Origin of the sequence: Streptomyces sp. NPDC056987 (genome assembly GCF_042673865.1) — a bacterium.
Classification (GTDB): domain Bacteria; phylum Actinomycetota; class Actinomycetes; order Streptomycetales; family Streptomycetaceae; genus Streptomyces.
The window spans coordinates 1-19,536 of the sequence record NZ_JBHURV010000028.1 but is presented as its reverse complement, the minus strand read 5'-3'; the positions used below and the strand labels follow the sequence as shown (position 1 = coordinate 19,536).

The 19,536-nt window shown below is 69.3% G+C and carries 18 protein-coding genes, 1 tRNA gene and 1 pseudogene; 13 read left to right on the top strand and 7 right to left on the bottom strand.

Features of this window, described 5'->3' with window-relative positions; translation table 11 throughout:
- Nucleotides 1-56 precede the first annotated feature (56 nt).
- From ACFTZC_RS28205 to ACFTZC_RS28185, 5 genes and pseudogenes are all read left to right on the top strand, one after another.
- Nucleotides 57-143: transfer RNA gene (locus ACFTZC_RS28205), tRNA-OTHER, on the top strand.
- A 151-nt stretch (nucleotides 144-294) separates the two neighbouring features.
- Nucleotides 295-1,314: a diacylglycerol/lipid kinase family protein gene (locus ACFTZC_RS28200; RefSeq protein WP_382894396.1), complete on the top strand. Its 1,020-nt coding sequence runs from the start codon at nucleotides 295-297 to the stop codon at nucleotides 1,312-1,314.
- Entirely contained in the window at nucleotides 1,311-2,783 is a 1,473-nt protein-coding gene (locus ACFTZC_RS28195) for an MmgE/PrpD family protein (protein ID WP_382894394.1), read from the top strand. Before ACFTZC_RS28200 ends, ACFTZC_RS28195 begins: the two co-directional genes overlap by 4 nt.
- Before the next feature lie 61 nt (nucleotides 2,784-2,844).
- Nucleotides 2,845-3,045, top strand: a pseudogene (locus ACFTZC_RS28190) (helix-turn-helix domain-containing protein); the annotation flags it as partial.
- A 27-nt stretch (nucleotides 3,046-3,072) separates the two neighbouring features.
- A complete protein-coding gene (locus ACFTZC_RS28185; RefSeq protein ID WP_382894552.1) occupies nucleotides 3,073-3,717 on the top strand; it encodes a transcriptional regulator in 645 nt (214 codons plus the stop codon).
- On the opposite strand, the gene ACFTZC_RS28180 is transcribed toward ACFTZC_RS28185, so the two are convergent.
- On the bottom strand, nucleotides 3,674-4,042 hold the full coding sequence (locus tag ACFTZC_RS28180; protein ID WP_382894392.1) for a nuclear transport factor 2 family protein: 369 nt from the start codon (nucleotides 4,040-4,042) through the stop codon (nucleotides 3,674-3,676). The genes ACFTZC_RS28185 and ACFTZC_RS28180 overlap by 44 nt on opposite strands.
- A 980-nt stretch (nucleotides 4,043-5,022) precedes the next feature.
- Here ACFTZC_RS28180 and ACFTZC_RS28175 point away from each other — a divergent pair.
- The 5 genes from ACFTZC_RS28175 (at nucleotide 5,023) to ACFTZC_RS28155 (ending at nucleotide 9,518) form a co-directional block, all read left to right on the top strand.
- The gene (locus tag ACFTZC_RS28175; protein WP_382894391.1) at nucleotides 5,023-6,132 is read left to right on the top strand and encodes a bifunctional DNA primase/polymerase; all 1,110 of its coding nucleotides are present in this window, start codon (nucleotides 5,023-5,025) and stop codon (nucleotides 6,130-6,132) included.
- A complete protein-coding gene (locus ACFTZC_RS28170; protein WP_382894390.1) occupies nucleotides 6,132-7,661 on the top strand; it encodes a phage/plasmid primase, P4 family in 1,530 nt (509 codons plus the stop codon). Before ACFTZC_RS28175 ends, ACFTZC_RS28170 begins: the two co-directional genes overlap by 1 nt.
- Nucleotides 7,658-8,059, top strand: coding sequence for a DUF6009 family protein (locus tag ACFTZC_RS28165; protein WP_382894388.1), 402 nt, complete (start codon nucleotides 7,658-7,660; stop codon nucleotides 8,057-8,059). Before ACFTZC_RS28170 ends, ACFTZC_RS28165 begins: the two co-directional genes overlap by 4 nt.
- Nucleotides 8,060-8,296: 237 nt before the next feature.
- The gene (locus ACFTZC_RS28160; protein WP_382894386.1) at nucleotides 8,297-9,235 is read left to right on the top strand and encodes an NADP-dependent oxidoreductase; all 939 of its coding nucleotides are present in this window, start codon (nucleotides 8,297-8,299) and stop codon (nucleotides 9,233-9,235) included.
- Nucleotides 9,236-9,344: 109 nt separating this feature from the next.
- Nucleotides 9,345-9,518: a hypothetical protein gene (locus tag ACFTZC_RS28155; RefSeq protein ID WP_382894385.1), complete on the top strand. Its 174-nt coding sequence runs from the start codon at nucleotides 9,345-9,347 to the stop codon at nucleotides 9,516-9,518.
- 85 nt (nucleotides 9,519-9,603) lie between these two features.
- On the opposite strand, the gene ACFTZC_RS28150 is transcribed toward ACFTZC_RS28155, so the two are convergent.
- From ACFTZC_RS28150 to ACFTZC_RS28140, 3 genes are all read right to left on the bottom strand, one after another.
- On the bottom strand, nucleotides 9,604-10,014 hold the full coding sequence (locus ACFTZC_RS28150; protein ID WP_382894383.1) for a nitroreductase/quinone reductase family protein: 411 nt from the start codon (nucleotides 10,012-10,014) through the stop codon (nucleotides 9,604-9,606).
- 134 nt (nucleotides 10,015-10,148) lie between these two features.
- Nucleotides 10,149-11,144 (bottom strand): amidohydrolase family protein, encoded by a 996-nt coding sequence (locus ACFTZC_RS28145; RefSeq protein ID WP_382894381.1) that lies wholly within the window; start codon nucleotides 11,142-11,144, stop codon nucleotides 10,149-10,151.
- A gap of 34 nt (nucleotides 11,145-11,178) precedes the next feature.
- The gene (locus ACFTZC_RS28140) at nucleotides 11,179-12,549 is read right to left on the bottom strand and encodes an aldehyde dehydrogenase family protein (protein WP_382894379.1); all 1,371 of its coding nucleotides are present in this window, start codon (nucleotides 12,547-12,549) and stop codon (nucleotides 11,179-11,181) included.
- Nucleotides 12,550-12,718: 169 nt separating this feature from the next.
- Here ACFTZC_RS28140 and ACFTZC_RS28135 point away from each other — a divergent pair, with 169 nt between their 5' ends.
- Nucleotides 12,719-13,609, top strand: coding sequence for a helix-turn-helix transcriptional regulator (locus tag ACFTZC_RS28135; protein ID WP_382894377.1), 891 nt, complete (start codon nucleotides 12,719-12,721; stop codon nucleotides 13,607-13,609).
- Nucleotides 13,610-14,661: 1,052 nt separating this feature from the next.
- On the opposite strand, the gene ACFTZC_RS28130 is transcribed toward ACFTZC_RS28135, so the two are convergent.
- Genes ACFTZC_RS28130 through ACFTZC_RS28120 form a run of 3 tightly spaced genes read right to left on the bottom strand, consistent with a single transcriptional unit; the run spans nucleotide 14,662 to nucleotide 17,691 of the window.
- The gene (locus tag ACFTZC_RS28130) at nucleotides 14,662-15,408 is read right to left on the bottom strand and encodes a hypothetical protein (protein WP_382894375.1); all 747 of its coding nucleotides are present in this window, start codon (nucleotides 15,406-15,408) and stop codon (nucleotides 14,662-14,664) included.
- Nucleotides 15,408-16,184 carry an AAA family ATPase gene (locus ACFTZC_RS28125; protein WP_042162222.1) on the bottom strand — a complete coding sequence of 259 codons (777 nt, stop codon included), beginning with the start codon at nucleotides 16,182-16,184 and terminating at the stop codon, nucleotides 15,408-15,410. The genes ACFTZC_RS28130 and ACFTZC_RS28125 overlap by 1 nt, the downstream gene beginning before the upstream one ends.
- Nucleotides 16,174-17,691 carry a Mu transposase C-terminal domain-containing protein gene (locus tag ACFTZC_RS28120; RefSeq protein ID WP_382894551.1) on the bottom strand — a complete coding sequence of 506 codons (1,518 nt, stop codon included), beginning with the start codon at nucleotides 17,689-17,691 and terminating at the stop codon, nucleotides 16,174-16,176. Before ACFTZC_RS28120 ends, ACFTZC_RS28125 begins: the two co-directional genes overlap by 11 nt.
- Nucleotides 17,692-18,217: 526 nt before the next feature.
- On the opposite strand from ACFTZC_RS28120, the gene ACFTZC_RS28115 reads away from it, so the two are divergent.
- Both ACFTZC_RS28115 and ACFTZC_RS28110 read left to right on the top strand, forming a co-directional pair.
- Nucleotides 18,218-19,078, top strand: coding sequence for a hypothetical protein (locus tag ACFTZC_RS28115; protein ID WP_382894373.1), 861 nt, complete (start codon nucleotides 18,218-18,220; stop codon nucleotides 19,076-19,078).
- A gap of 88 nt (nucleotides 19,079-19,166) precedes the next feature.
- Nucleotides 19,167-19,388, top strand: a complete 222-nt coding sequence (locus ACFTZC_RS28110) for a hypothetical protein (RefSeq protein WP_382894372.1) — start codon at nucleotides 19,167-19,169, stop codon at nucleotides 19,386-19,388.
- The last annotated feature ends 148 nt before the right edge of the window (nucleotides 19,389-19,536 follow it).

The window sequence follows — 19,536 nt, the reverse complement described above, 5'->3', positions numbered from 1 at the left end:
GATGCGGCAGAGTAATTCTCGTAACCGGCACCGGGGATATCCGGAACCGGGAACAGGGAGAGGTGCCCGGAGTGGTTTATCGGGGACCGGTTTTCTGGTCGGGTGAATTGCCGCCTGCGCAGGTTCGAATCCTGCCCTCTCCGCCGGACTGTCGTGCCGTCGCACCGCGCGGACTCCGCGATGGTGCGACGTACCGCCATGCCCCGCCGCGGACCCGTCCGCGAGCGCGACCGAGGCGTATGCCCACGGTGCGAACGCCCGCGCACCGCTCGACCCTCGACGGGAGCCGCCTCCATGACCCTCTCCACCGCGCCGCCGCCCCGGCATGCCGTCGTCATCGCCAACCCGACCGCAGGCACCATCGACGACGCCCTCCTCGACAGCCTCCTCACGCTGTTCGCGCGCGCGTCCACCCAGGTCACCCTGCACCGCACGGCGCGGATCGGCGACGCCACGGCCGCCGCCCGGGCCGCCTGCGCAGGCCGCCGCGACCTCGCCGTGGACCTGGTCGTCGCCGTCGGCGGGGACGGAACCGTCCACGAGGTGATCGAAGGGATGACCGGCACGCCCCCGCACCGACCCGGCGGAGCCCCGGCACTCGCCGTCGTCCCGGCGGGCACCGGCAACTCCGGCTATCTGATGCTCTGGGGCGAACGCCCCTGGCGGGAGAGCCTGCACGCCATCCTGACGGGCTCCGCGCAGGACGCGGTACCGCGCCCGCTCGACCTGGCCAGGGTCGCCGAGACCGGCGCGAAGGTCTTCCTCGGCGCCTGCTCGGGCGTCATCGCGGACGCCCTGCGGGTGGCCGGCTCGATCCCGCTCAGCGGCCGCGCCCGCTACGCCCGCGCCTTCGCCGAGTCGGCCGCCGCCTTCACCCCGTACCCCGGCCGGGTGACTGTCGACGGCACCGTGCTGCACGAGGGCCCGACGGTCCTCGCCAACGTCGGCGGCGGACGCTTCCGGGGCGGCCAGTACCAGGTGCTGCCCCGCTCCGAGCTGGACGACGGGCTGCTGGATGTGTGCGTCGTCGACGGGTCCGTCGCGCCGTCCCTCGTACCGGAGTTGACCCGGCACGGCGACCACCTCGGCAGCCCGGGGATCTTCTACGGGCGGGGCAGCCGCATCGTCGTCGAACGGCTGGACGGAGCCCCGCTCTGCTTCGAGCACGACGGCGAACTCCAGCCGCCCACTTTGCGGCGCGTCACCTTGGAGGTGCTGCCCGCCGCACTGACCGTGTGGGGCCCGCCCACCGCACGCCTCTCGACCAGCGGTTCCCGCGCGGGAACCGGACCGGACGCTACGGAGACCGCATGACCGCCCTGACTGACCTCTGCGACTGGGCCGCGGGACTGCGGCACGCCGACATCCCGGAACGGGTGCGCCGACTCGCGGCCAGCCAGGTGCTGTCGCAGGCCGCCGCCATCCGCGCCGGACTGGCCCACCCCCTGGGACAGCGACTGGTCACGGCGTTCGGACCGCCGTTGCAGGCCGACCCCCTGAAGAGCGCGGGAGTCCTCGCCGCACTGGGTTCGTGGCTCAACCTCGACGACACCGCCTACGCCGGACACCTGTCCAACTCAACCGTCGCCGTGCCCCTCGCCTTTGCGCACGGCCTCGGCCTCGACGGCGCCCGGCTGATCACCGCGGTGGTGGCCGCCAACGAGTGCGCGGCCCGCATGACCGCCGCGGCGACCCTGGGCCCGCTGCGCGGACAGAGCGCCGTCCACACCCACCTGGCCGGCGCGGTCAGTGGCCGCTCGCACTGCGAGGGCGCCCCCGCGCCCCGCTGGGCCGACGCCCTCGGGTTGGCCTTCGCGATGCCGCACCGGCCCCTGATGCGGGCCTTCCTCGCCAGCGACGCCCGGCTCCTGAACACCTTCACCCCGGTGCGCGCCGGACTGGACGCCTGCGACGCCGCCGCCGCGGGACTGCGCGGCGCACCGGACCTGATGGAGCACCCGGACGGGTTCCTCGCCGCCTTCGCGGATGCTCCACTTCCCGAGGCGCTCACCGACGGACTCGGCAGCCGCTGGTACACCGAGACGCTCTCCTTCAAGATGCGCCCCGGCGGCCCCGGGATCGACGCGGCCGTCGACTGCGCCCTCGAACTCCACCGGGAACTGGGCGGGCCGACCGCGGACGAGGTGGCCGAGGTGGTCGTGGAGGCCTCGCTGTACACCCTGTTCGCGGGGCACAAGGCCGAGAGCTACGTCACCGGACCCGACGCGCCCCTCGGCGCCCTGGTCCTGCACACCCCCTATCCGGTGGCGACCGCGCTGCTCACCGGCCGCCTCGCGGTCGCCGACTTCGAGGGCCCCCTGCTGGCCGAGCCGGACCGCTGGCGTCTCGCCGACCGCGTCCGGGTCGTACACGACCCGGACCTCACCCGCGCCCTGTTCGCCTCCGAGGCGCCGTTCGGCGAGGCGGTCCGGGCTGCCGGGACCAGGGCGGGGCCCTGGATCAGGGCGTTCGGCGGCCCCGAGACCGAGGGGATCGCGCGGGAGGTGAACGAGGGCCGAGAGCCCTCCGACTTCACCCGGGCCACCAAGACGACCGGGGCCAGGGTAACGGTCACCCTCAAGGACGGCCGGACGATGACCCGGGAGCAGCTGATCCCGCTCGGCGCCGCGGGACCGCACACCCGCGACCACCACGCGGAGCTCGTGCGGGAGAAGTTCACCAGCCTGGGAGGCGGGGCCCCGACGGCGCGGGCCGCGGCCGATCTGTCGTCCATGGATGCCGCGGGACTGCGCCGGTGGACGACGGAAGCGCTTACCGGATGAGTACCTCTGGACCGAATTTAGCATATATTTACTGACAATGCGAACACGCTAGAGTTAATGCATGCATTATAACGAATGGTGCGTAGGGCGCGGACGGGACGTCGGAACCCTGTTGCGCGAATGGCGGACCAGACGCCGGATGAGCCAGCTCGAACTCGCTTCCAGGGCTGACAGTTCGGCCCGGCATATCAGCTTTATCGAGACCGGGCGGACCAGTCCGAGCCGCAACTTGCTGTTACGTTTAGCGGACCAGATGGACATTCCCATTCGTGAACGCAACGTGTTGCTCATGGCCGCTGGATTCGCCCCGCTCTTTCCCGAGAGCTCCTTCGGGGAGTCCGGCGACCTCAGCGTCCTGCGAGCGGAGCTACGCCGGCTGCTCGTCGCCTACGAACCCAACCCGGTCCTGATCCACGACGCGCAGTACCACGTCGTCGAGGCCAACGGAACCTTCCACGCGCTGGTCGCCGACGTGGCGGGCCATCTCCTGACCCCGCCGCTCAACGTCATACGGCTGAGCCTGCACCCCGAGGGACTCGCCCCCCGGATCCGCGGATTCCCCCTGTGGCGGGCCCACTTGCTGGGACGCCTGCGCCACCGGCTCACCATGAGCAGATCGGCGCCGCTGAGAGCGCTGTACGAGGAGGTGAGGGGCTACCCGGTCCCTCCGGGGCAGCACGGCGAGGACACCGGATCCCTCATGGACGGCGACTTCTTCACCTACGCAGTGCCGCTGTTGCTGGAGCACGAGGGGCAGGTGCTGTCGTTCGTGTCGGCGCTGATGACTCTGAGCTCGCCCACCGAAGTCACCGTCTCCGAGCTGGTGGTCGAGACCTTTCTGTCCGCCAACGCGGAGACGGCGGAAGCGCTTCAGTCGATGCGCGCGGAGGTCACGCGGACGGAAGCCGATCGAGGAATCCGCTCACCGAGCTGATCCGGCCGTCCTCCGCCAGCGTGATGACGTCGGAACCGCCCGCTGGAGACGACCCGTCGGCCGTCGAGACCAGGTCCCACGAGAAGCGCGCGATGTGGTGGTTGCCGTCGACCTCGCCCTTGAGCCTGAACTCGAAGCCGGGGAACTGCTGGTGCGCACCCTCGATGGCGGCCTGGACGCCCTCGTGCCCCTTCACGTCCACCAGCGGGTCGGTGTACGTGCCGTCCTCGGTCCACGCCTCGGCGACGGCCTTGGCGACGGCTTCGGAGTCGGGGGCGTTCCAGGCGGCAAGATACCGGCTGACGGCGGTGGTGTACTGCGTCATGAAGTGCGTCCTCTCGGAAACGTCTGAGCGGGCCGTCGTCGTACGACGGTGCCTGCCCCCACTCTCTCCTCGTGACGTCCGGTCAGTCGATTACCCCTGAGGTAATGAGGAATTCCGTGAGGCCCCGGAAAGCGGTCCACCGCCGTCGGACCGGAAATACCGAGCGATGGGAAACGCGGTCGACATCGATCGCCCCTTCCGCGGACGTCCGCCACGGCTGCGGCTCGCGACACCTCTGGCTGACGCGAGCCGCTCACCGACGTTTCGAACCGTCCATGAGCGATTCCCCGCCGTCCGTGCACGTTTTCCCGCGTCAATTCCCGGCCGGGCCGGGCTCCGGGCACACATCGAGTGTGGGCGTCCCGGCTGGGGCCGCGACGCCCACCTCGCGGACGAGCAGCCTCGTGTCGCCTGAGCACGGCGCGCCGTCGTGGTGGTGAAGCCCGCGCTCACTCAGCTGACCAAGCTCATCGCGTCCGAGACGCATCGCCCAAACACTCAGTAGCTGTCGACCGAGAGTTCAACTGTGGATGCCGTACCTTCAGTCGCTTGAGTCGCTGCCCGGTTCAAGCGACTGAAGGTGTGCGACTCAACTCACCTTCAGTCGCTCAGTCGCACAGGACAAAAAGCACAGGTCAGATGGGGTTGGATGTTCTCAGCAGCGACTGAAGCGACTGAGCCTGCACATATATCAAGGACTCCTGCGTGCGCGTGTGCGTCATATATAGCGGCCTTCAGTCGCTTCAGTCGCTGATATCTGAGCCTTGTGTCTCTGACCTGCTGGTTTCTAAGGTGCTGTGGGCAGCGACCGAAGCGTTCCGGTCGCTGCCCACGAGGATCAGTCGCTGAACCGGCGGGCAGTTTCAACGGACGGTCCGACATGAGACGCGCCCTGGCTGTCAAGGCAGCGCCGCCAGCGCTGGCAGTTCGCTAAGGTGTGTCTGTTGTTCAGTCGCTTCGGTCGCTATGAGGGGGTGAGTATGCCTGCTGACCTGCGAACTTGCCCCAGCGACTCATGGGGCGAAGGTCTTGCGCCTTCAGTCGCTCAAGCGCCGCTTGCCACGGCGCGATGGTGTGCGCGCCAGGGCTGGCCGGTCCATCCTCTGGCTCCCGGCCGGAAGACCCCTGCAGCAAACTGCGAAGCCTGCCGGCAACTGGGCCACGTTCACACAGGATGCGGCTGTCCCTCCGCAGGCCGCTGGTGCCACAGTTTCCACGCAGCCACGCTGGACCAACGTCGCATTGACCGTTGGTGGGGCGACAATCCCCAGTTCGGCGTCGGGGTCTCCTGCGGCCCCGCGGGGCTGATCGTGATCGACATCGACGCTCATACCACTGAACCTCCCAGCCGGGACAGGCTCCTTCCGGGCATCCCCATCGGCGAACGGGTCAACCTCTCCGGCCTCACCAGCGGGTTCCACACCATCGCCGTACTCGCGGCTCTGCGCGGGGTTCCCAGCCCGGCAGACGACGCGTCCACCCTGCGAGTGCGGACTCCTTCCGGAGGACTTCATGTCTGGTACCGGGCAAGGGACAACAGCCGCTGGCAGTGCTCCAGTGGTTCCAGCGGAGGCCGAGCTCTGGCCTGGCAGGTAGACGTCCGGGCACATGGCGGCTACATCATCGCCCCCGGCACCATCACTGCAGCCGGGACCTACACGCCCGTGGGCGCTGTACGGTACCCAGCGGTCCTCCCGGACTGGCTGTCCCAGGAACTCGAACGCACCGGTCACCTGCCGACCTTGGACGTCCCCGCTCCCCGCGCGGTACCGCCGCGAGCGCAACAGGCAGTCATCGCCGCAGGCGGAGGCCGCGAGACCACCCGGAGCATCCTCACCTCCGTCCTCGCCCCGGTAGAGGCGTGCGGTCAAGTCATGGAGGGAGCCGGGTTCTCCGACACCCTCAACCGAGCCGCCTACACCCTCGGCGGCCTCGTCGCGGCAGGACGCCTCCCCCAGGAAGAAGCCGAGGCACTCCTCCTGCAGAGCGCCGCCGCCGCCCGCCCTGGCCAGGAACGACGAGCCGAACAGATCATCCGCAGCGGCATGGCCGCCGGGCTCAAGCGCCCCCTGTACCCCGGGAGCCGGTGATGACATCACCCGGCAACGACAACATGCTCTTCCACTTCGACCCGGAACTCGTCGCCGCACAGATCCGTGAGCAGGGCACCCTGCCGTTGCCCGCGCAGTCCCTCGCACCGCCCCCGGCCACCACCTCCGGAGAAGCGACACGCAACGGGCTCTTGCCGGACACCCTCACCGACCGCGGCAACGCCAAGCTCTTCGTCAAGCTCTACGCCAACGACTACCGGCACGTCCCCGGCATGGGCTGGTATAGGTGGGACACCACCCGCTGGCAGGTTGACGAGGACGATACCGTCGTCTGGGCCGCGGGCGACCTGGCGGAGAGCATCGCCTCCAGCGACCCTCGCGGCCTCTTCACCACCCAGGCCCTTCACCAGCACCGCCGCCGGGCCCTGTCCACCACCGGCATGAACGCCATGCTCACCCAGGCCAAATCAGCCCCGGGCATGGTCCTGAACGCCGCACGTCTCGACGCCGACGCCTACGCCCTGTGCACCCCCGACGGCATCGTCGACCTGCGCACCGGCCTGCTGAAGACACCCGACCCGAACAAGGACTTCCACTCCCGCTCCACCTCCGTCGGACCCCGGATCAGCCCGACCCCACGATGGAACCGCTTCCTCACCGACACCTTCGGCAACGATCCCGAAGGCACCGAGATGATCGAGTTCCTCCAACTCCTCCTCGGCTACTCCGTCACCGGCGATGTCGGAGGCCAGATCCTGCCCTTCCTTTTCGGCTCCGGAAAGAACGGGAAGTCCGTCCTCCTGGACGTCCTTATGAAACTCCTCGGCGACTACGCGGACGCCGCCCCACCCGGCTTCCTCATGGCACGCCCCTACGACGGGCACCCCACCGACCTCGCCGAACTCCACGGACGTCGCGTCATCGTCTGCTCCGAGGTCAAGCACGGGGACAAGTTCGACGAGGCCCGGGTCAAGCTCCTCACCGGAGGGGACCGCATCAAGGCCCGCCGGATGCGCCAGGACTTCTTCAGCTTTCAGCCCACCCACAAACTCTGGCTCCTGGGCAACCACCGGCCCGAAGTGGGCACTGGCGGATTCGCGTTCTGGCGCCGCATGCGCCTGATCCCCTTCACCCGCGTCGTCTCCGACGACCGCAAGATCGACAATCTCGCCGACATCCTCGTCACCGAAGAAGGCCCCGGCATCCTGGGCTGGCTCATCGACGGCGCCCGCCGCTACCTTGCCGGCGACAAGGACCTCACCGGACCCGAACGCGTCCGCATCGCCACCACCGCGTACGCGGAAACCGAAGACCACACCGGCCGCTTCTTCGAAGAACGCTGCACTCTCGGCCCCGAACTGCGAGCCGAGCAAACCGGCCTCTACGCCGCCTACCGCACCTGGTGCCAGGAAGAAGGCGCCCCCGCCATGACCTCACGCGCTTTTGCCGCCCGCGCCCGCGAACTCGCCGGTCTGGCCTCGCCCAAGGAAATGATCCTGTCCAATCAGCGCAAGTACTACCCCGGCATCGGACTGCTCCCCGAGAACGAGAGGCAGGCGAACACATGAGCTCCCTGATCACCGAGGACGAGATCAGCCAGGAGATCGACCTCGTCTGGCTCGAAGAGATCACCGACCTCGACTACGTCCGCCAAAGCCTGGACCGCCTGCCCACCCGCCGTGGCAAACCCCCGTACCACCGGGACGGACGCATGATCGGCTACGCCCTCCTGGGCCCCCAGGCGAAAGCCTCCCGTTCCTCCGGCACCTTCCGCCGCCGCGTCTTCTGGCTCCTGCCTCACGACCGCGACACCCAGCCCGAAGGCCTCTACGCCACCGGCGCCCCCGCCGAAGCCGTCGACCCCCGCACACTGGCGGCCGGCACCAAGGGATACAAGACCGAACGCTCCGAAGGCGGCCCGCCCTCCACCGCCATGCAGGAACTCGGCATAACCCTTCCGCTCTGACACACCCCACACCAGCCGCACGATCTCCTGGGTTCAGGGCCCCACGTTCGCATGAGGCGTCCGTGAGCCGGCGGTGGGACACCATAAAGGGCAACTGCCAAGGAGCCCGTCGGCCGTACCGGCGACAAACGAAGGGCTCATCGCCGAAGGCCAGGGGACGCGCTGTCGATTGTCCTGGGCGGTGCAGCACCGGGCGCGATGCCGAACGGGCGGCGAGCCTTTGTACCCTCGGGTCCCATGAAGGCACTGACGTTTTCCGAGTACGGTCCCGCGAGCGTGCTCAAGGTTGCTGACGTTGCGGAACCGCACGCGGGACCAGGGCAGATCCGAGTAGCCGTACGCGCTTCCGGCGTTGCTCCCTCCGACTGCGGCCTGCGCTCAGGGCAGTTCCGCGACATGATGCCGGTGCGTCTACCGCACGTACTCGGCGTGGACGCCGCGGGGGTCGTCGACGAGGTCGGCGCGGGGGTCGATGATGTCCGGCCAGGCGACGCGGTCTTCGGCATCGTTTCCCTCACCGAGCTCGGGCAGCTCGGCGGCGCCAACGCCGAGTACGCCGTGCTGTCCGCCTGGGCCCTGAAGCCGAATGCTCTGAGCTGGGAGCAGGCCGGCGGCGTCGCCGCGAACGTGGAGACCGCCGCGCGTGCTCTCGATCTGTTGAAGGTCGGGGTGGGCAGCACCCTGCTAATCGAGGGCGCGGCCGGCGGGGTGGGCACGCTCGCCGTCCAGCTTGCGGTGGCCCGCGGCGCGACGGTCATCGGCACCGCTGGCCCGCACAATCATGACTTTCTCGCCGATCTCGGAGCGGAACCGACGACCTACGGTCCCGGGCTGCCAGAGCGGGTAGGTGTCCTGGCACCCGACGGAGTGGACCTCGCCCTGGACTGTGTCGGGTCCGGTTCACTGCCCGACCTGGTGGACCTCGCCGGCACCGCGGAGCGGGTGGTGACCCTCGCCGACATGAACGCCGCTGAGCACGGGGTCCATCTGACCCGTTCTGCGGGCCCCGGCGCAGACCCGCAGGCGCTCGACGGGCTCACCACCGCCGCAGCCCTCGCCGAGGAGGGCCGCTTCACTGTGCCGCTCGCTGGCGTCTTCACCCTGGAGAACGCCGCCGCGGCACACCGATTGAGCGAGACCGGCCATGCCAGGGGAAAGATTGTAGTCACTCTCTGAGTGGACATTTAGCCTGCGCGATATCCACACTCGCCTGGCGCGTCGCGGGCTGCTTGGCTGCTGCTGGCCGAGCACCTGGTCGACGGTGGCTACACCCTCCCTGGTCCCCTTGGATCGCGCGAAGCGTGAGCACCAGGTCACCGTCAGCGGGCCGCTGCCGGGCAACTGCACCCGCCAGCATCGCAGGAGCCGACGCGACCCCGAACACGCCATGCACCGCATGACCAAGGAGGCCAACCGTCTCGGGCTCACCGTCCGTTTCGAACCCATCCCAGCCGCCTGACCACACTCACTCCATTTTTCGTGTCAGAGTCAAGCTGAGGAACTCGCGAACCTCTGCCTCGTGCGCCGAGCCTCCCGAACGGAGATCAGTGCCTGTCGACACGGAAGATCGGGAAGACCCGGTCGGTGCGCATGGCGATGTCGTGGAAGCCCGCCCACTGGGTCATGGCCCACTGCCAGCGCGCGGTGCGCTGCGGTTCCTCCAGCTCCAACGCAATCGCGCGGATCGTACGTACGCCGCCGTGTCCGTTGGAGACCTCCAGTTCGATCTCGGGGTGCGCACGCAGGTTGTGCACCCAGGCCGGCGTGACGGGCGAGCCCGCGGCGCTGCCCACGAGGTAGCGCGAATCGCCGTCAGGGAACGCTGCCACCGGCGTGACACGCGGCTTTCCTGACCGGGCGCCGACCATGTGCAGCACGGCGATGACATCGCCGAATTCCCTCGTCGTCCCGGTGCTGCGCAGTTCGTCGATCATCAGCGAGTTCCGCGTGGCCATGGGGTGTGAGCTCCTTCGTGTGTTCTCGTGGTCGTCGCTGAGGGTTCTCGGCGCACCCCGGCATAACGTCTGGCCCAGTCGCGGTGGTCCGGCGGGCCCGTGCCCGTGCAGGGGTGCGCGCAGGGAACTGCGGTTCAAGCCGTCCGGGACACCGTCGAGCCGGACGCCCTGCGAGTGGCCTGCGGGAAGAGATCGAACCCGCGTCGGCCGACCGACTCGGCAAACCCCGGACCGAGGGCGACGGAGCGGTGGAGTTGCTCGATCACCGTCTTCACGTTCGATCCGCTCGTGCACGGAGTGCCGCTGTCCGAGCCGTAGACCAGATGGTCCCGGCCCACCAGGTGCACGGCCGGCCCCAGCAGGCCGTCGGATCCGGAGGCCGCAGTGTCGAGGTACAGCCGTGACATCTGCTCGCGCAGCTCGCTCTGCGTGACGTGATGAGGGTTGGGCACCCACAGCTCCGTGCCGAGCAGTTCGAGCCGTCCGGCCAGGGATGGGAAGGCTCCGCCGGCGTGCGCGAGGACCACCAGCAGGCCGGGGTGACGCAGCAGGACACCGGCGTACAGCATGTCGATCACGCTGCGCGCGGTGTCGAAGGCGACCTCGGCCAGGGGGCTCGGCCGGCCCTGCGCCGCGGGCGCGTGGGCGTCCGGGTGCACGAGGACGGCCTTGCCCCGTTGCTCGATTTCGCCCCACACCGGTTCGAGGAACCCGGCGCCGAGGTGCACACCGGCGTATGGCGCGACGAGCAGGTAGCCGTCGGGACCGAGTTCGTCGGTGCGGCGCAGCTCGGCCAGGGCGCTATCGGCGCTGTCGGTGGGCAGCGCGGCGAGCAGACCGAGACGGTCGGGCCGCTGCGCCACCAGCGAGGCGCCGTAGCGGTTCGAGGCGGAGATGCCCGCGTGGACGGCCGCCGGGTCCGGCACGCCGTGCACCCTCGGGACCTGGCTGAGTAACTGCATCGCGACGCCGGTCTCGTCCATGTGGCGCAGTGCCTCCTCCGCGGACCAGACGTACGGATCGGGCATCAGGAAGCACTCGTCGCGCATGGCCTGCCACACGCTGCGGACCTGTTCCGGGGTGCCGGGAGGACTGAAGTGGGCGTGGATGTCGAGCCAACCGGTGGGCATGCTGTTCTCCTGAGGTGGTGAAAGGCGGTGTGGATCAGGCGCCGGTGCGGATCAGCTTCCAGTTCACGTATTCGCCGATGCCGAAGTCCGACAGCCCCCGCCCGAAGCCGGAGTTCTTGACGCCGCCCCACGGCAGGGTGGGGCCCGCGTCGCCGACCCGGTTGATGAAGACCATGCCGGTGTCCATCCGGGCCGCGACGCTCTCGGCCCGCTCGACGTCGGCGGACATCACGGAGCCGCCCAGGCCGTACGGGGAGTTGTTGGCCAGTTCGATGGCCTCCTCGTCGCTGTCGACCGAGAACACCATCGCGACCTGGGCGAAGATCTCCTGCCGGAAGACGGGGTTGTCCGGGGTGACGCCGGTCAGCACGGTCGGTTCGAGGAAAAACCCCTCCCGCTCCATCCGGTGACCGCCCGTGACCACCTTCGCGCCGTGCGTCCGGGCGAGGTCGATCTGCCCCAGGGCGCGCGCGAGCCCGGCCTCGGAGGCCAGCGGGCCGACGTCGGTGGCGTCGTCCATCGGGTCGCCGGCGACGAGCGCCTCGAACGCCTCGGTGAAGCGCTCCAGGAACGCGTCGTACAGGCTGGAGTGGACGATGAACCGCTTCGAGCAGGCGCAGCCCTGGCCCGTGTTCATGGTGCGGCTGGCGACCGCGATGGAGACGGCGAGGTCGAGGTCGGCGTCGTCGAGGACGAGGAAGGCGTCGCTGCCGCCCAGCTCCAGGGTGATCTTCTTCAGGGCGCGGCCGGCTGTGGCGGCCACCGCGGCACCGGCCCGCTCGCTGCCGGTGAGCGCGACTCCCTTGATCCGGTCGTCGGCGATGAGCGCCGCGCACTGGTCGTCGGTGAGGAAGACGTTGGCGTAGACGCCGGCCGGCGCGCCCGCGTCGGTGAAGATCTGCTCGACGGCCAAGGCGCAGCCGGGCACCGAGGGCGCGTGCTTGAGAATCATCGTGTTGCCCGCCATGACGATCGGCGCGGCGACGCGTACGAGCTGGAAGAAGGGGAAGTTCCACGGCTCGATGCAGAAGATGACACCGAGCGGGTTCGCCTCGATGCGGGCCGAGCCGGCGGCGACCTCCAGCGGGCGGGGGGCGAGGATGCGCTCGGCGTGGGCGGCGTAGTACCGCAGGATCTCGACGCACAGGTCCACCTCCCACAGCAGTTCGGTGCAGCGCTTGCCCATCTCGGTCGTCGCCAGCCGGGCGAGGTCCTCCCTGCGCTCGTGCATCAGGTCGGCGGCCGCGGCGAGCACCCGGCCGCGCTCGGCGTAGGACATCCGGCTCCAGGAGGACCGGTAGGTCTCCTCGGCGCGGGCCAGGATCGCCTCCGTCTCCGTGTCGCTGTGCTCGGGGTGCTCGGCCACCACCTGCTCGGTGAAGGGGTTGATCGATCGGTACGTCATGACGTTCTCCTGTCGCGTCGGTCGCTGGTAGGCACCGCCCGGCCGGAAGGACATGCGACCGGCGGCCCGGAACCACAGAACACCGCGGCGGACGAGGCGAACCAGGTTGGACCTTGCCTGGTTCTCGCAGAGCCACTCTGGACCGGAGCAGGCCTCTTAAGCTGAGCCGGTGTCTTCCAGTGAGCTCAGTGAGTTCCTGCGCGCCCGGCGCGGCCGCATCCAGCCGGCCGACGTCGGGCTGCCCACGTACGGCCGCCGACGGGTACCCGGTCTACGCCGCGAGGAAGTGGCCCTCCTCGCGGGAGTGAGCACGGACTACTACACGAAACTCGAACAGGGGCACGGCTCGGGCGTCTCGGACTCGGTCCTCGACGCGGTCGCGGACGTGCTACGGCTCGACCCGACCGAACGCGCCCACCTGCGCCGCCTGGTCAGACCGGCGGGCCCGCGGCGCGCCCGGCGACCCGCCGCGCCCGTGCGCCCCGGCTTGCTCCGGCTGCTCGACCTGATGCCCGACATCCCGGCCGTCCTGGTCGGGCCCAGCTTCAACCCGCTCGCCTGGAACAGCCTCGCCGACGCGTTGTTCGACATCACGGACGCCGACCGGACGGGCACCGGCTACGCGAAGCAGATCTTCCTCGATCCGGCCGCCCGCCTCATGTACCCCGAGTGGGAGTCCGTGGCGACAGAGGTCGTCGGCTACCTGCGGTTCAACGCCGGCCGCGACCCCGACGACACCACCATCGGTGCCCTGGTCGGCGAGCTGTCGATCAAGAGCCCCGAGTTCCGCTCACTGTGGAGCCGGCAGACCGTCCGCGACAAGACCCACGGCCGCAAGCTCATCCATCACCACGCGGTCGGCACCCTCGAACTCGACTACGAGGCGTTCCGCCTCCCCGAGGACAACAGGCAGGCCCTGATGACCTACACACCCGAGGCAGGCTCAGCCTCCGAGGACCGCCTCAGGCTCCTGGCCAGCTGGGCCGCTTCGGCCGCGGACGCCCCGCCAGCGGCGGAGTCGGCGTCCCACGCCGCCGACGATCCCCCTCCGACGTCCTGATCCCGGCGCTCGGCAAGCCCATCGCCCACACTGATCTGCTCAAGGTGGAGTGGATGGCGGTGAGTCAGTTCGCGTCCGGTGCTGGTGAAAAAGCCGTCGGTCAGGCCGGGGCGGGGCGGTGCTGTCTGTGCCGCGAACTTCGGCGGAGGGTGCGTTCGAGGTGCTCCCTGCCGGTGAGGGCGAGGTTGGCCAGCGGGCCGCGCCGAGCACGCCCGCCTCCCACCGGGTGGAGGAGCCGCCTCGACGCATTCCGCCGGCTGCACCGCTACAACACCCGACGCCGTCACTCCCGTCCCGGACAGCGCAGCCCGATCGCCTGCAGAACGGCATGGACCATGCTGGCACCAGCCGCACAACCCGTGTCCAGGACTCGGGGTCAAGGCCAAGCTGTGCTTCACCCTCGGCTTACGCCTCCTGGGCCAACCCGATCGAGGCGCATTTCGGGTCGCTGAGGCAGTTCACCATCGAACTGGTCATGGCGCTGCGCCCCCTCGCTCCTTGATGATCTGCGGGTTTTTGTCGGTGGTGGTTCGGCGTTGTGGTGTCAGTGGGTGGGGGTCGAGCTCTCTGCTGTTTAGTGGGTTGTGGTGGGTGACTCGACTGCTGTCAGGGATGCCGATTTTGTGCTGTCGTTTTTGGTGATGGTGCGGGTCGTTTGGTTGCCGGTCGTTATGGCGCGGGGTGTGTTGTCGCTGTTCAGGGCTGTGGTAGCAGGGGATTGGGTGCCGAAGGCTGAGGCCGGGCGGGCGTCGTCGCTTTCTGTTGGTGGTGGCTGAGTGTGTAGCGGATTCCTGTTGCGGTGAGGCGGAGTTGGTGGCCGTCTCGGGCGGTGATGAGGGGGAAGAGTGGGCTGTCCGGTGCACGGTCCTTGAGCTGTCCGTGGATGCCGGCGGCGCGTACGAGGCAGCGCGCCCAGGCTGGGAGGGGATAGAGCCGGCATCTGCGGTGGGCTGCGCTGTCGTGGACTTTCACGGCGGTCGCCGCTTCGTTGATGTCGATGCCGCGGATCAGCGCGAGGTGGCTGATGTCTGCCCCGGTGACCGAGTGGATGGTTAGGGCTGTCGCGTGCAGGGGTGCGCCACGGTGTTCAGCCGCGCGGCGAGGATGTCTGCCGGCGTGCGGTCATGCCCTGGCGCGGGCGGTGCGCCGCTCTTCGTGGAGGTGAGCTCGGGCGCGCCCGGGCACCCGGCGCGTTTCGGACGGACTGTCACCACGCCGTCCGGCCACGTCGGGGAGGTGATCCACTGCGCGTCGTCCAGGCTGGGGGCCGGTCCGGTGGGCCCTTGCTGTCCGGCGCTTCGCGTGCCGTCCGGTGAGTGTTTCGTGCGGGCCAGGACCGCATGGGCATGGGGGAGGGCGTCGACGAGGTGGTACGGGGTCTGCTCGAGGAGTGTTCCCAGGGCTGGGCCGGCGGGCCGGTGCCAGAGGAGGGTGAGGTGGATGCCGCAGCCGTTGCGCAGGGCGAGCAGTTGTTTCTGGCGGGCGGTGGTGAGGCGGTCGGTGCGGCAGACGATGAGATGCCCGATGCGGTGGGTGAGGATCCAGGCGGCGACGGCGTCCCAGGCGGGGCGCTGGGAGCCGGCCCATGTCCCATAGGGTTCTCCGCCCGTGGGGAGTCGTTTGCCCAGGGCGTAGAGCAGGTCGTGGGCGAGGGCGGCGGGTGCGCCGTTGGCGGGGCTGGGGTCGACGGTCAAGCGTCCGATGGCCGGGTCGTGCGCGGCGTGCGCGGCGGCCGTCCATGCGGGGTGGTCGTCTTTGTCGATGAGGACGGTGACGGCCGGGAGACTGCCGGCCGTCACTACATGCCGCCGATTTTGCTGTAGACCCAGCGCACGAGGTCTTCGTCGACCTGTTTGAGGTTGAGCTTCTTCATGCCGGAGAGGATGTGGGTGGTGATGTTGGCCCAGTTGCGGAAGCTGCCGTGGGCGGCCTGCTTGTCGATCGCGTCGATCAACGCGGTGTCGACGTCTGCCCAGACGGGGTGGAAGGCGGGGATCGTGGCCCGTACCTCGTCTTTGGACATGCGGGTGAACTCCTGCCAGATGAAGATCCTGGAAGCCAGCATGGGTTCGCGGCGCAGGACCTTGTAGCAGCCGTCGCCTCCGGCGAAGATCACGGCGATGTTGGTGCGTTTGTCGTCCCACAGGTGGCGCCAGAACTCGAACCCGGTTTTCTTCATCCACTGCGCCTCGTCGCAGACCAGCACCCGGAACTCCTCGGCGAGCGCTTCCTTGAGGAGGGTGTCGAACTCGATCGGGCGGGTCGGCGGCTCACCGGGCAGCCCCAGCGCCTGGAAGAGACCATGGCGGATGTCCCTGGGGGTCGGTCCGGCCCGTAGTTCCAGGCGGTGGGTGATGTCCGGGGCGAGGTGGCGCAGCGCGGAGTTCACCGACATCGTCTTGCCGGATCCGGCCGGCCCGTAGACGCACATCATGGCCTTCGCCTCGATGACGGCCTCGATGTTGTCCCGGGTGGTCAGCAGCGTGTCGGTACCGACCAACTGGGCCTGCTCCAGGCCCAGGAAGTGGTCTTCGCTCTCGTCGGGCAGCAGCCCGTAGTCCAGATCAGCGATCATCAGCTTGGTCCTCATCAGGAGTGGATGTGCGCGGGGGCCTGGGGCGGGCCCAGGTATCGGGTGCGGGGCCGTGCGGAACCAAGTCGGGACGGGCCAGCGCACGGCGGTCCGTCTGCGCCGCCGCTCCCAGCTCCTCTTCCGCCTGCGCGGAGGTCGGGGCGACGAGTGGACGAGGCGGGGCCGCGGTGGTGGAGGCCTCGAAACGCCGCCGACGCAGCTTCTCCGCGGCCCTCAGATCGGCCTTGAGCCGCCGGGCGGCGGCGGTCCGCGCGGCCTGGACGGAACGGATCTGCTCCCGGCTCGCCGCAGCGGCCAGGAACGCCGAGCCGAGGTGGCGGCCGGTTGCGGCGTCGAAGACTTCGATGGTGTCGTCGTGATGGGGTAGGTGTCGTACCGAGACCTTGGTGCCGGTGCGGCCGTTCATCCACGGGGCGAGGTAATCGCGGCGGCGCCAGCGCACCCCACTGATCGTGTACGTGCGGCCGTTGTCCTCCAGGGCGAACGTCGCCAGCTGCCCCGCGGACACGTCCGTGAGCGGCGTCGCATCAGCCTGCCACGCCTCGACAGGAGTCTTCCCGTTCAGCGCGGACGGGTGATGGCGGGTGTTCCAGCAGGTCACCCAGTCCAGCAGCAGGCCCACGAACGCCTCGTAGGTGAGCGGCGGGGCCTCGGGGTCGGCGAGCCGGCCGCTGGTGAGTCTCTGGCGGCCGGTGTAGCGGGGGAGCGAGACGAGGAACATCTCCTCCACCGCGTCGTTCAGCGCCTCGATCGTGCCCTTCAAGTGCGGGCTGTAGGCGGGCAGATCGGTCACGGGAACGGCGAACGCGCCCATCGCCACGGTGACCGCCCGGCACAGGAACTCCTTGCCGCGGTCGACCCGGATCTGACCGGGCAGCCCGCCCACTGGCCCGAACGGCTCGGTGCGGGTGATCGCGATCCGCAAAGACGCCAGCACCGCGTCCCGGCTCGGCGCGTGCGCGGTGACCGCCACCCCGGTGATCGCCTTGGTGGCGCAGTCGATGAACCAGGTCACCCACGGCGTGGCCAGCTCACCCTCCACGTCCACCTCGACGGGCACGTGCTTGTGGTCGCCCTCCCACACCGCGTTGCGGTGAGTCGCCGGCCGCTGCCCGAAGACGTCATGCGCGCGCCGCGCCGCTTCCCCGCTCTTGAGACCGGCCCGTTCCCCACGGGTCAGGTCCCGGCGGATCGCCCGGTGCAACGTGGAAAGCGACGGTACCGGGGGCGCGTCTGGATCCTCGGCCGCCCGCTGCACCAGCTCGGCGTGGACCCGGGACGCGTTCCCGCCCCACAACGCAAGCAGCCGCCGGACCTCCGTGGTGACCGTGAAACGGGACGACTCCACCCGGGCGAGGCGGTGATCCTCCCGGGCAGCGGCCAGCCACCGCCACACCGTCCGCTCCGACTTCCCCAACGCCTGAGCCACCAGGCGTACATGCGCGGCCGTCAGCTCTCCACGTCCGTCGAGGTCCAGCAGCCGGGGCATCGCCGCCGCCCGCCCCGACGCCGGCGGGAACACGGCCATCGGACTGTCTTGCCGATCCTCGGCACGGCTTCCCGGCATGTGCGGCCCCTCCGCCGAGTACTGGACAGCACGGCCTTGCCGTCCTGGTCCCAGGTATCCCAGTCCTTCGGCACCCAACTGACCGGAATCGGCATACGGCTGACACAAACCATCGCCATCAGCTACAGCCGCGGCCGCCACCACGACCCCGGCCTGGACGAGCGGATCGTGGACGCCGCGCTCGCTGCGCACTGCCCGCACCCTGCCGTCTGGGGCAGTCCACCCAAGATTTTTCTCCCGCTAGCGGTCCGTCCACGAACTGCAGCCCCGGGCACCCGGGGTCCATCAATCCGCGTACGAGTAGTCTTGAGTAGTCGTCCTACGCTGTGTTCTCACATAGCTATCTAACTGGTTCATCTATCTCACACTCTCATCCCTCAAGTCAGCGGAGCTGACCGAGCGTTGCCAGGTTGGACGCCTCCGGCATCGTCATGCCATCATTCTCGCCATGACGCCGATTCAGAAGACTGCAACCGAGCCGGAGTCGGGGTACCAGATAGGCCAGGACGAGTCGGCTGTCACCCCCGACACCGAGAGCTCCATGAGCCAGGACAGGACCATCGAGATGATCCTGATCCGATCGAAGAGGAAGAACCGGACCGTCCCGATCCGTCGAGCCTTCGTCCAGCTCGGCGACGCGCCGGACACCCGACCTGGACCTCTCAGGTCGTTGGTCGCGAGCCGCCAGGAACGGGCCCTTGACCTCTACCTTCTGGTCGCGGCCATCACGGGTGCCAACGACCATTCGGTCACGGAGTGGTCGACGACCTGGGCCAGGACCATCGGCATCTCCGACGAGAAGACAGGTGCCTCCGCGGTCTCACGCAGTTGGAAGGCATTGAAGGACCTCGGCCTCATCACCACGGCCCGTGGATCACAGCGCAGGACGACCGTCACCAAGCGGATGGAGGACGGCAACGGACCGTACGCGCCGCCCGAGAACGCCGGGGAGAAGTACCTCCAGCTTCCGTTCGAGTACTGGGAGGAGGGCCTCCACACGAAGCTCTCCCTCCCGGGTAAGGCGATGCTCCTGATCGCCCTCGCCCAGAGGAAGAACAAGTTCACCCTCGTCCAGGCCCGGATCAGCGAGTGGTACGGCCTGGCCCAGAAGACCGTCGCCACGGGCATCGACGACCTTGTCGAGAACGGAGTCCTGGAGCCTGCGGGCTTCGAGTACTTCGACACCCTCGCGGTCCGCTCGGGAAGAGGCTCCCGCCCCGTCTACCGGCTGGTGCGACCTTTCCACCAGCGAGGACTCCCACCGACGGGCCTTGAAGATTTCTCCGACCACAAGGGGTCGGAGAAGTAGAGAACCGCGCCGCCCCTCCCTGGCTACCAACCTGTGGGGCGAACGCGGTCCGACCGCCGGCAAGACCGGCAGATTAGGAACACAGCCTATGGGCTTCATACCCAGCAGTACCCATGGACACCCCCTCTCGCCCCGCCACAGGCGCGGCCGGGTGATCCTGGTCGTCATCGGACTCCTCGTCCTCTGGGGCATCGACCCCGAGTTCGTCGAGACCGTCGGAACTTGGCTCGGCATCACAGCCGTGCTCGTTCCGGAGACGTTCAGCCAGAGGCGGGACGAACCGCCCGGGACCCTGAGCATCGTCATCTGACGACGGCCGCCGGGATGCTCACCATCCCGGCGGCGCCACACCGTCGTGCTGCCCGCTGACGCGGGCTTGATCGGCCGCCCCGCCCGGACGCTGCCAGGGGCGCAGCCGCCCGAGCAGGTAGCCGGCCGCGAGGGCGGCGGTGACGACG